This is a genomic window from Streptomyces sp. W16 (genome assembly GCF_033194735.1).
Lineage (GTDB): Bacteria > Actinomycetota > Actinomycetes > Streptomycetales > Streptomycetaceae > Streptomyces.
Window position 1 is genome coordinate 1 of sequence record NZ_JAWOAI010000331.1, and the last position, 11,219, is coordinate 11,219.

General features: G+C 70.5%; 9 protein-coding genes and 1 pseudogene. 8 read left to right on the top strand and 2 right to left on the bottom strand.

Annotated features, from left to right (window positions below):
* The 3 genes and pseudogenes from R6V09_RS34010 to R6V09_RS34020 all read left to right on the top strand — a co-directional run.
* Positions 1-125: pseudogene (locus R6V09_RS34010) on the top strand (tRNA (N6-threonylcarbamoyladenosine(37)-N6)-methyltransferase TrmO); the annotation flags it as partial.
* Positions 126-179: 54 nt separating this feature from the next.
* Complete coding sequence (locus R6V09_RS34015; RefSeq protein WP_317885313.1) at positions 180-1,310, top strand: ATP-grasp domain-containing protein; 1,131 nt, start codon at positions 180-182, stop codon at positions 1,308-1,310.
* A 90-nt stretch (positions 1,311-1,400) separates the two neighbouring features.
* Positions 1,401-1,556 carry a hypothetical protein gene (locus R6V09_RS34020; RefSeq protein ID WP_317885314.1) on the top strand — a complete coding sequence of 52 codons (156 nt, stop codon included), beginning with the start codon at positions 1,401-1,403 and terminating at the stop codon, positions 1,554-1,556.
* Here R6V09_RS34020 and R6V09_RS34025 read toward each other — a convergent pair.
* Together R6V09_RS34025 and R6V09_RS34030 are read right to left on the bottom strand one after the other, a co-directional pair.
* A complete protein-coding gene (locus R6V09_RS34025; protein WP_317885315.1) occupies positions 1,546-4,623 on the bottom strand; it encodes an AfsR/SARP family transcriptional regulator in 3,078 nt (1,025 codons plus the stop codon). The genes R6V09_RS34020 and R6V09_RS34025 overlap by 11 nt on opposite strands.
* Before the next feature lie 145 nt (positions 4,624-4,768).
* Positions 4,769-5,275 (bottom strand): response regulator transcription factor, encoded by a 507-nt coding sequence (locus tag R6V09_RS34030; protein WP_317885316.1) that lies wholly within the window; start codon positions 5,273-5,275, stop codon positions 4,769-4,771.
* Positions 5,276-5,583: 308 nt separating this feature from the next.
* Here R6V09_RS34030 and R6V09_RS34035 point away from each other — a divergent pair, with 308 nt between their 5' ends.
* The 5 genes from R6V09_RS34035 to R6V09_RS34055 all read left to right on the top strand — a co-directional run bounded on the left by R6V09_RS34035 (position 5,584) and on the right by R6V09_RS34055 (position 11,159).
* Positions 5,584-6,258 (top strand): hypothetical protein, encoded by a 675-nt coding sequence (locus tag R6V09_RS34035; RefSeq protein WP_317885317.1) that lies wholly within the window; start codon positions 5,584-5,586, stop codon positions 6,256-6,258.
* On the top strand, positions 6,255-7,151 hold the full coding sequence (locus tag R6V09_RS34040) for a homocysteine S-methyltransferase family protein (RefSeq protein WP_317885318.1): 897 nt from the start codon (positions 6,255-6,257) through the stop codon (positions 7,149-7,151). The genes R6V09_RS34035 and R6V09_RS34040 overlap by 4 nt, the downstream gene beginning before the upstream one ends.
* Positions 7,148-8,995 (top strand): B12-binding domain-containing radical SAM protein, encoded by a 1,848-nt coding sequence (locus R6V09_RS34045; RefSeq protein WP_317885319.1) that lies wholly within the window; start codon positions 7,148-7,150, stop codon positions 8,993-8,995. The genes R6V09_RS34040 and R6V09_RS34045 overlap by 4 nt, the downstream gene beginning before the upstream one ends.
* The gene (locus tag R6V09_RS34050; protein ID WP_317885320.1) at positions 8,992-10,074 is read left to right on the top strand and encodes a hypothetical protein; all 1,083 of its coding nucleotides are present in this window, start codon (positions 8,992-8,994) and stop codon (positions 10,072-10,074) included. The genes R6V09_RS34045 and R6V09_RS34050 overlap by 4 nt, the downstream gene beginning before the upstream one ends.
* A gap of 89 nt (positions 10,075-10,163) precedes the next feature.
* Entirely contained in the window at positions 10,164-11,159 is a 996-nt protein-coding gene (locus R6V09_RS34055; protein ID WP_317885321.1) for an ATP-grasp domain-containing protein, read from the top strand.
* Positions 11,160-11,219 lie beyond the last annotated feature (60 nt).

Here is an 11,219-nt window from a genome sequence, read left to right on the forward strand (position 1 = left end):
AGGGCCTCGACGCCGTCGACAACACCCCCGTCCTCGACATCAAGCCCTACATGACCGAATTCGGCCCCCAGAACACCACCACCCAACCCACCTGGGCCACCGACATCATGCGCCACTACTACTGACAGGTCCGCTCCTCCACCAGCACGTGCGGGACTACAGAAAGGGAGGCAGTGACGGTGAATCCACGTCGGATGCTGCTCCTGGAACCGGACGCCGGGTTACGTTCGGCGGCGACAGCGGCGGGTTTCGACACCTGGTCGGTCGGGTGTCCGGCGACCGCCGCACCGGACACCGACCGACGGTCGTCGGTGGACCTGGACGACGTTGACGCGCTGCACTCCGCCCTGGTGAGGACCGCTCGCACGCACGAGATCCCGCACATCGTGTACCTCGGTGACTCGGAGGTGCTTCACCTCGCCGTCGAGCGGGCTCTTCGGGAACTGTCACCGACGCGGGCGGAGCCCCTGCGCAGGCTCCGTGATCCCGCGGTCATGCGGCGGATCCTCAACCAGAGCGGGGTGTCCGTCGTCCGGGCCGAGTCGGCCACGACGGTGGAGGCCGTACGCGCGCTGGTCGAGGACTTCCCGCTGCCCGTGGCCGTCAAGGCCGGCCCGGTGCCGAGGACCACCGTCATTCGGAGCAGGGACGACCTGGAGAAATGGGTGGCCGACGCCCCCGCCGGGCCCCATCTGGTCGAGGAGTTCCTGTCCGGACCGCGGGTCAGCGTGGACACGCTCACCTGCGAGGGCATGCACGAGGTGACCGGGATGACCACCGGCACGTACGGCGGTGCCGATCTGCTTCATCCGGCGGCCCTGTCGGAGGCGGACACGGCCGAGATCCGCACCGCGGTACGGGCGCTGCTGGACCTGGCGGGGCTCCAGTCGGGGCCCGCCCACACCCAGGTGGTCGTCACCGGGAACGGCCCGCGGATCGCCGCTTCGAAGGCACGGCTGGGCGCGCAGCCGATCCGGCGCCTGGTGCGGGCGTCGACCGGCCGGGTCCCGGAGGAGGACGTCCTGTCGGCGCTGTCCGGATCGCCGCGGCGGTATCCGGCGCCCGTCCGGTCCGCGGCCCTGGCCCGCCTGCCGCTGAGCCACCGCGGAGCGGGCCTGGCGGCGGTTCTGGACGTCGTCGGCGCGATGGACCACGTCGATGACGTCCGGGTGGCGGAAGCCGATGGGGACGTCCCCGAGCACGTCCAGGTCATCGTGCACGGCGGCTCCCGCCAGGAGGTGGGCGAGCGGCTCGCCGCCGTGCGGCAGAGGTGGAACGCCCTGTGCGCAGAGGCGCCGACGCTGCGGTGAGGAGGCGGTAACGAGACGGGACCGGGACGGGAAGGGCCGCGACGAGCATGACGACGTCACCTCAAGCGGCACCCGTCACCAAGGAGAAACATGCGGAAAATGCTGACCACGCTCGTCGGCGCCCTCTCTGCCGCGGCCCTGGTACTCGGCGTGGGAGCGACGGCCGGCCACGGCGCGACCGACCATCACCACTCCACCCACCGCGTCGTCGCGGACAATCAGGGACCCACCTCGGTCACGTCCTGACCGGATCGTCGACCAGAGGTGCACGACAGCCCATCGAGTCGAGCAACTCCGCCGCCGCTCCCCTGTGTTCACGGGCCCGGGCCGTGTCACCGAGTGCCTCCTCCGCGCAGGCCATCCCGTGCAACGCCCGTGCGCTCTCCGCCCGGTACTGGATGGCGGTGGCGAGTTCATGGGCGTGGGCGTGCAGCGACAGGGCCCTCTCGTGCTCGTTCCTCCGCCGGCAGAACGCGCCGATGAGGTTCTCGACCTTCGCCTGCCGCGTCGGGCTGCCACTCATGCGTGCGAGCTCCAGCGCCCGGCGCGCGAAGCCGGCCGCTTCCGACGGGTGGCCCAGGCACTCGTCGACCTCGGCGGACAGTGCCAGGGCCAACGCGACGTCTCCCGGCGGGCTCGTGGAGTCGCACATGGCGCGCGCCTCTTCGAGACATCGGCGCGCGTCCTCGTGCTCGCCGAGTCCCAGGTGGGCGAAGGCCAGATCGGTCAGCGCCATCACGTGGTTGTCGCGGTACTCGAAGGTCCGGTGGAGTTCCAGGGCCTGACGCGCGGCGGTGGCCGCCTCCTCGCACCTGCCCCACTGCGCGTACAGGGTGCTGAGGTTGGTGAGCGTCTCGGCCTCGGCCCGTGGAATCTCCAGCTTCCGTTCCAGGGCGATGGCGCGTTCCAGATGCAGCAGCGCCTCGGGGTGTCGCCCGAGCACGGTGAGCAACAGCCCGATCGTGGACTCACTGTGTGCTTCGGTGTGCTGGTCGCGCAGGCGGACGGCGACGTCACGTGCCTCGGTGGCCACCTCCAGTCCCTCTTCGAAGTGCCCCAGTTTCCAGCAGGCGACGCCGAGATTGGACAGGCTGACGCTCAGCAGGCTCACGTCCTCCAGCCGGCGGGCGGCCTCGACGGCGATGCGGCCGACGTCCCTGAACTCCTGGAACTGTCCTCGGGCGTTGAGCCTGAAGACGATGTTGCGGGCGAGACACACCGTGTGGCGGTCGAGGCCGCGGCGGTACGCGAGGGAGATGGCCGCGATCAGGTTCCCGTGTTCCCGGTCGAACCAGCGGCCGGTGCGCGCCGCGTCCACGAACAGCGGCTGGTCACCGGGATAGGGAGGTATGCCGGTGGAGCGGCGTTTTCGGCCGCTGAAGAGCAGCTCGCACGCCGTCTCGGTGATCGTGACGTAGTAGTCGAGCAGGCGTTGGACGGCCGCGGTGTCGTCCCGCGCGGTGTCCGGACCGCACTGGCTCTGTGCGAAGTTGCGGACCAGGTCGTGGAACCGGTAGAGCCCGATGGCGGGTTGCTCCAGCAGGTGCACGTCCAGCAGCCGTTCCAGTACGTTTTCCGCGTCGTGCTGGTCCGTGCCCAGCAGGGCGGCGGCGGCGTACACGTCGATGTCTGCACCGGGGTGCAGGCCCAGGATGCGCAGGGCGATGCGGTGTTCCTCGTCCATGATCTGGTACGAGAGCCGCAGGGAGGCCGCGACGCTGCGTTCGCCCGCGCTCAGCTCCTCCAGCCGGCGGGTCTCGTCACGCAACCGGTCGACCATGTACTCCACGGTCCAGCGCGGTCGGTTGCGCAGCCGGGCGGCGACGATGCGCAGCGCCAGCGGAAGACGGCCGCAGAGGTGGACCAGTTCGGCCGTCGCCTCCGACTCGGCCGCGACGCGCGTAGTACCGAGCACTTCCTCTATCAGCAGCGTGCTGTCCTCATGGGACATCGGGCCGATCGAGACCCACTCGGCTCCGTCGAGGTCGACGAGCCTGGCCCGGCTGGTGATCAGGACCAGGCAGCCGTGCGAGACGGGCAGCAGGGGAAGCACCTGGCCGACGTCGACGACGTTGTCGATCAGCAACAGCAGCCGGCGCTGGGCCAGTTGGGAGCGCCACAGCGCGGTGCGGCCCTGGATGTCGTCGGGTATTCGGTCACCCGGGGTGCCGAGCGCCCTGAGCAGTACGTCGAGTGCGGTCGCCGGCGAGACCGGCGGCTCACCGGGGGTGAAGCCGCGGAGGTCGAGGTGGAGCTGGCCGTCCGGGAAGTCCGCGGCCACCTGATGGGCCGCGCGTACGACGAGAGAGGTCTTGCCGCTGCCTCCCATTCCGTCGATCGCCACGATCCGGCTGCGTCGTTGCGCTGCTTCACCGCCGCCGTTGATGCGGTCGACCAGCGCGTCCAGTTCCCTTTTCCGACCGGTGAAGTCGGAGAGGTCGCAGGGCAGGGTGCAAGGGGGCGCGGGCCGGTCGGTCCGCGGGGTGGCGGCAGGGGCGGCGGACTGTGCCACCGGCTCGGGGGGCGGCGGCAACAGGAGCCCGGGTACGCCCAGTTCGGGGGCCTCGCGCAGGATCGCGGCGTGCAACTCGCTCAGTCTCGGTCCGGGGTCGATCCCGAGTTCCTCCAGCAGCAGTTCCCGGACCCTCTGGTACTCCTGGAGAGCCTGCGCCTGACAGCCGGTGCGGTACAGCGCCAGGATCAACTGGCCCCGCAGGGTCTCGCGCAAGGGGTTCCTGGCGATGAGGTCCCGGAGGTCACCGATCAGTTCGGCGGCCTCGCCGAGACCGAGGCGCAGTTCGAAGAACTGCTCGGCGGCGGCCAGTCGGCGCTCGTCGAGCGCGGTCGCGACCGCTTGGATCACGGCGCCTCCCGTGTCCGCCATGACAGGCCCGCGCCACAGCGCGAGCGCCCGGCGCAGTGCTTCCACGGCGTCCGGGGGTCTGCCCTCGGCGACCGCGCGGCCCGCTTCACGGATGTGGATCCCGAATTCCGTCAGATCCAGTTCGGTGTCGGCCACCATGGCCCGGTAGCCCGGCCCTTCGGTGACGACCACTCTGCTGCCGTCCGGCACGCGCCGCCGAAGGTCGGCGACGGCTTTGCGTATCTGGTGCGTGGCGGTTGCCGGTGGATCTTCGTCCCACGCGGCCTGTACCAGGCGTGACACCGGTACCACCCTGCCCGGTTCGAGCAGCAGGGTCGTCAGAACCCGTTCCTGGATCGCTCCGCCCAGGCGCAGCCGGGTGTTTCCCAGCCATCCCTCCAGCGGTCCGAGGATGTTGAACCGCAGTGCTCCGTCTCCCTGTTCGGACATGGATGCTCTGTCCCCCCGTCATGCAGAAAGCCCTGGTAGGGGCTCTACAGAGGCCCGGTTAGAGCCTCGCCTCGCGATCATAAGAGGTTTGGGGAGCGAATGGTACGGCGTTGGTCACAGGGTTCCGGCGCAGGTAAAGGTTCGCTCAAAGTGGCATCAAGCCGAGTGCGATACGCGTGAGTTCGGCCTTGTTTCCGACGCTGAACTTCGACCGTACTCGTTTGACGTAAGTGTCCACCGTGTGATGGCTGATCCCGATACGCCGGGCCACCTGCCCATGGGTCAATCCCAGCGCGATGAAACGCAGTACCTCCTGCTCCCGCGGTGACAAGGCCGCCGCCGGGCGTTCCGCCACGGACGCCGTCGACGAGCGCGCCACCGCCTCGGACACCGACCGCAGCACCTCCTCCGCGGTCGCGTCCGCCCGCACCACCACCACGTCCGGCACCTCGTCCCCGGCGCCGGACCACGTACACGTCTCCGGCAGGCCGGCCGCCACGCTCTCCCCCACGACCAGGACATCGATCCGGTCTCCGGCACCGGGAAGCGCACCGGTCGACGTGAACACCACTTCGCAGGACGACTGGGCACCCAGCAGGTGCGCCAGGCCCATGAGGACCAACGGCTGTCGCTCACAAATCGCAGTTCGCATGCACTCAACATCCGCCCGCGGCTTCCCGATTCGGTCCCGGTGCGTTCCCGCCTCCCCTTCGCACGGGCGCGACGGCGTCCCCCGAAACGGTGTCACCGGTTCCTGCGGCATGCCCCCGCACCGCCCCGCGGCAACCATGGAATCCGCCGCACCAAGGGCTGTCGCTCCGTTCACGAAACGGATATCACGGGGGTTTTCTCATGGTCGTCGACGTTCGCGAGGTCTCTCGGCTCTATCTTCGCCGCGCCAATCTGGAAGAAAAGTGGGTCGGTTCCGATTTCCGGGCACCCGGCGTTCCGGAACGTCTGGTGCGGAAGATAGCGCAGCGTTTTCACGAACAACAGAGCCTCCCCAACGATCCCGACGCCCGTGGCCAGTACCTGCGGATGGCGGAGGAGGCGCGCGCCCAGCTCGCCTGTATGACCGACATGGGGCTGAAGGTGCGCTACTTCCGGAGTTCCGGGCAGCCCTACGGAGCCTCCCGCGAGCTCTGCGAGGCCCTGGACGCCGGTGAGGACCTCTATGTGTTCCCCACGGAGCACGGCCACGGACCGGAGGGTTACGAGGATCCCGACAACCCCCTCCTGTCGCAGTCGGGCACCGAGATCGACGGCACACCGGCCCTCCGCAACGACGTACTGCGCGCCACCCACGACTATTTCGGGCACTACCTCATGCGCGCCCCCTTCAATCTCCGCGGTGAACTCTCCGTGGCTCTCGCGCATCTGCGCATGTTCTCCCCCGACATACACAGGGCGGTGCTGAACGAGTTCGTGGGGCAGATCGCCTGGTTCTACTACGGCCCGCACATCGTCAGGCCCGACGGCTCGGTCCCGGGCCGCGGCGACGACGACTGGATCCCTCCCCAGCAGCGCCCGTTCGCCGACCAGAAGATAAATCTGATGCCCGCCGAATGGGTCGACGAGTTCCTGGCGTGGGGCGGCGCGGAGAACACCTCGCGGAATCTCGGGGAGATCGCATGAGCCCCCTTCCCAGGATCCTCGACGGCGGTACGGCCACCGGTCTCCAGGCGGCCGGCATCCCCATGCTCGCGCCGTGGCTCACCAGCGCGCCGCTGCGCGACCCGGCCGGGCTGGACGCGCTGGTGAAGGTCCACGCGGAGTTCCTGGAGAGCGGCAGCGACCTCGTCACCGCCAACACCTTCCGCACCAACACCCGGGCCCTGTCCCGCATGGGCGTGCCCGACACCGAACAGGCCGGCTACGTGCACCGGGCCGTGGCGTGTGCCGTACGGGCCCGTCGGGCCGCCGGAACACCGCACGCCCTGGTGGCCGCCTCCGTCGCACCCGTAGAGGACTGCTACACCCCGGCGCTCACGCCGGACGCGGACTCCCTCGCCCGCGAGCACGGCTGGATGGCCGACGTACTCGCGGACTCCGGGGCCGACCTGGTTCTCGTCGAGACACAGTGCACGCGGCGCGAGGCCGTGATCGCGGTCGAGGCCGCGGTCCGGCGCGGGTTGAGGACCTGGGTGAGTTTTGTCGTCACGGACGGAGCCACCCTTCCCGACGGTGACGCGCTCCGCGAGGCCGCACTGGCCTGCGTCGACGCCGGAGCGAGTGCGGTGGCGGCCAACTGCCTGCCCCGTACGGCCGTCCCGCGCGCGCTGGAACGGCTCGACGGCCTCGGCGTGCCCGTCGGCGTCTATCCCAACCTGGAGGACCGGACGGCGCTCGACCGCTGGGAGCACAGCGAGCGCACCCTCCCGCCTGCCCTCTCGCCCTCGGTGTTCGCCGACCTGGCGTACGGCTGGGCCGTGGAATTCGGGCTGGGCTTCGTCGGCGGCTGTTGCGGAACGGCGCCCGCGCACATCAGTGCCCTGGCGGACAAGTGGAAGGAAGAGGTGGCGGCGTGACGAGCATTCAGGTTCGGGCCACATTCGGGCCCGCTCTGCTGCACATCGGCGGCCACGACACCGACATCGCGACGCGGGAGAACCCCGTACTGCGCACCCGGCGCCGCCGGCTTCAGGCCGAGGTGCGCCACGCCGGATTCGAGGCCGCCGGGACGGTGCGCGCATTCGGTGTGCTGGCGATTCTCGCGCCGGTGATCACCGACGAGGAGAACGACGTCGCCTATCCCGGTGATCCCATGGCCCTTTATTCGGCGCTGAGTTATCCGATGGCACGGGCGACGGCCTCGTTCACCGATCCCTTCGGCCCTGCCGACGTGTACAACGACCTGTGCCCATTGTGGCCCCGCCTCCCCGGCAAGAAGGAGCGGCCGGACGTGTCCCGCCGCCAGGAGACCGAGGTGCGGACGACCGACGACACCGTCTTCGATCCCCGGACCTGGACCCCTCGGACCCGCGCCGACCTCGTGAGCCTGCTGCGGCGGCGCGGCCCCTCCGTCGTCCTGATCAGCGCCGTCTCCCCCGCACACCGCTATGCCCTGGAGATCGCCGCCCTGGTCAAGGCGGAATGTCCCAACTCCCTTGTGGTGATGGGCGGACGGCACGCGGACGAGACGGTGCGCCGGCAGCAGCCGGCCGAGGTGTATCTCGCGCCCAGTTCCACCGCCACCGGCGCGCGGCGGCCCGGCCCCGGCCCGGTGGACGTCGTCGTGAGCGGTGACGGCGCCCCGCTGCTCGACCTCACTCTGCGGGCCGTCGCCCGTTCCATGGACCTGGCGACCCGCGCGACCACCGCCGAGCAGGTCGCCACCGAGCTGGAGCGGATGGCCACCGAGGGAGGCCAGGAGTACGGGCGGGGCAGCATCCTCGTCCGCGGCACCACCGGCTGGACGGCCTTCCGGGTGGAGGGCCCGCCTGTCCCCGCGGAACAGGAGCCGGCTCCGTACGCTCCGTTCCTGATCCGTTCCCGGTTCCCGATCTTCACCCGTGACGACGGTACGACGTCCCGGTGCGCTCACGTCCTCGTCTCGGGCACCTGCCCGATGCGGTGCACCTTCTGCTCGGAGTCCGCGCTGCTCGGCCAGGTCAGGCGGGCGGTGGCCGGCGATGCCGAGCGCATGGTGGAACGACTGCGGGAGTACGTCGAATACGGTGCCGAGGCCGCCTTCTTCGACGACTCGATCTTCTGGTCCGGGTCCTGGCCGCGCATCAGGGAGTTCTGTAACGCTCTGGCCGAGGCACGGCAGATCGACCGCGGCCTGAGCGTTCTGCAGTGGGGGGCCCAGCTCACCGTCGACGTGCTCACCGGCCCGAAGTCCGAGATCGTACGGGCGGGCCTGACCCGGATGCGCGAAGCGGGCTGCACCTACGTCTACCTGGGTATCGAGAGCATGTCCGAGCAGGTGATGCGGCACGTCCACAAGAACGTGCGGCGCGGCACGCCGTGGAAGGAACGCGTGCGCCTCGCGCTGGGGCTGTTGCGCGAGGCCGGGATCCGCGTCGGCAGCTCGGTCCTCTTCGGGCTGGACGGCGAGGACGAGAACAGCATCGCCGAGACCATAGAGGAGGTGGGCCGGCTCATCGACGACGGCTACCTCATGCTCGCCAGCCCGAACATCCTGACGTACCACCCGGGCACCGAGATCACCCGCCGGCACGGCATGGACGATCACCTGGACTACGGTTCCCAAGGTGTCGAAGTCCCCCCGCCGTACTCCTTCTTCGAAGAGGCGTACCCCGGTGTCGTCTCCCGGCTGCTGACGGAGGACAACATCTGGCGGATCCACCGGGAGACGCGGGTGCGGTGGGGTCATGTGCGCAACGGAGTGGAAGCGGTGGCGATGTGACGGTCACGCGGTACACGGCGGCGGACGGTCTGCCCGCCGGCTACTGGAACGCCGATCCGGCGGACCCCCGGGCCTCGTGCGCCTGGCTCACCGCGAACCGGTGGCCCGAGGACGGTGTGGGTTTTCTGGAGGTCCCCGGAGCCGGGGCCGCCTGCGCGGTGCGCGTCCAGGACGACCACTCCGGCTTCTCCCGGATGAACTGCACCGACGTGTCCGCCGGCACGGGCCGCGGGGTGGATCAGCCCGAGGCGGACATCAAGGAGGCCAGGGCCGAGGGGCTGCGCCAGTTGAACGTGTGCGCCCTCGGATACGGGCCGTCCGTCTTCCCCGCGGGCGGCGCGGAGTTCGACGCGGACGCCCTGGTGACCGCCCTTGAGGGGTATGCGGGCGCGCAGGGGCGGCTGCTCACCTTCCTGCATCTCGACGAGGACAGCCCCGTGCTGCCGCGGCTGCGGGAGCGCGGCTGGAGCGTGGGCGTCACCGATCGCTATTTCCGGATCCCGGACGTCGGAGCCGACGAGGACGCCTACCTCGCGGGCTTCTCGGCGCACCGGCGACGCAGGCTGCGGCGGGAGCTGGCGTCCCTGGAGGAGGCCGGTGCGACCGCCGAGATCCACCAGGGCGACCTGACCGAGGAGATCCAGCGGGAGGTCGCGCGGCTGGAGGCGTGCTCGGACGAGAAACACGGAATCCCGGGTGATCCGGCACGGCTGCTGCGCGTGAACGAGCGCCTGAGGCAGGCCTTCGGCCCCCGCTTCTGCGTGACGCTCGTGCGGGACCACCGCGGAACGGCCGTGGCCAGCTCCACCGTGGTGCTGGGCGCCCGCGAGGTGCTGCCGCGCATGGTCGGGCTCGGCCCCGGAAGCGCGGAGATCGGCGCGTACTTCCACGTCGCCTACCATCTGCCGATGCGGCTGGCCCGCGGCAACGGAGCCCGCGGTGTGCTGCTCAGCACGGGAACCCCGACTGCCAAGCTGCACAGGGGGGCTGTGGCACGACCGCTGCTGAGCGCCGTACCGCCCGGCGCTCCCGCCCACCGTGCGCTGCTGCGCCGCACTGACGCGGCCTTCGCCACCTGACGGACCCAGGAACCCTGCCGTCTCCCGCCCACGACTGTTCTCCCGCACCACTCATGCCCGCCGCACCACTCACGAAGGAACAGATTGCCTTGAACGCACGTCCCACCGTCCTGGTCATCGGCATCGGACCACTGCGTGAACGCTTCTTCGCGGTGGCTGAGCGCAGGGGTGTCGACACGATCCTCGTGGACGAAACCGCCTACTCCCGCTACGACCGGCTGGCCACCGAGAACCACGCCTGGCAACTGACCGACCATCAGGACCCGGGGCCGGACCTGGACCGCCTCAAGTCGTTCGCGGGCAAGGTCGACGGCATCCTCGCCTTCAACGACTGGGGCACCCGGATAGCGGCCCGCCTCGCGAAGGAGTGGGGGCTGCCCGGCGCCGGGCCCGCGGTGGCGGAGGAGCTCACCCACAAGGCCGACGTGCGCAGTCGGCTGGCCGGCACCGGCGCCGAGCTGCCGTTCGTGCTCACCGCGGACCCCGCCGAGGCGGAGGAGCTGCTGCGTTCGGCTCCGTCCGGCGAGGTCATCGTCAAGCCCGTCGACGGCGCGGCCAGTCTCGGCATCCGGCGGGTGGCCGACCCGGCCGAACTGCCCGCCGCGCTGTCGGCCGTGATGTCCACCACCGGTCAACCGCGGGCGCTGGTCGAGCACTTCGTGCCGGGGCCGGAGCTCTCCCTGGAAGCCGTGGTGTCGGCCGGACGCACCCTGTTCGTCGGCGTCACCGAGAAGACCTGCACCGCCCCGCCGTCCTTCGTCGAGACGCGGCACGTGATCGACCCCGCGACACAGCGCGAACTGGGCCCGTCGGCCCGGCACTTCGTCGACAGCGTGGTGACCGCGCTGGACATCGACAGCGCCGTCCTCCACCTGGAGGCCAAGCGCGACGGCGACCGGTGGCACCTGATCGAGATCGCCTTCCGGCCGGCCGGCGGGCTCATCAGCGACGTACTGCTGCGAGCCACCGGGCTCGACCTGTACGACGCCGCGCTCTCGGTCGCGCTCGGCGAGGCCGACCCCGTGCGGACGCGGCCCGGCACCACCCCGCAGGTGGCGGCGGTCGAGTTCGTGGCCGGTACTTGAACCGTCGCGGACGCCCCCACGATTGCCGGGGTGCGTGCGGGGCTCCCGCTTGGCACGCAC

Bases quoted from the DNA above. Each gene is read 5' to 3' on its own strand.
- R6V09_RS34030 (WP_317885316.1), bottom strand. From the start codon at position 5,275: ATGCGAACTGCGATTTGTGAGCGACAGCCGTTGGTCCTCATGGGCCTG.
- R6V09_RS34020 (WP_317885314.1), top strand. From the start codon at position 1,401: ATGCGGAAAATGCTGACCACGCTCGTCGGCGCCCTCTCTGCCGCGGCC.
- R6V09_RS34040 (WP_317885318.1), top strand. From the start codon at position 6,255: ATGAGCCCCCTTCCCAGGATCCTCGACGGCGGTACGGCCACCGGTCTC.
- R6V09_RS34025 (WP_317885315.1), bottom strand. From the start codon at position 4,623: ATGTCCGAACAGGGAGACGGAGCACTGCGGTTCAACATCCTCGGACCG.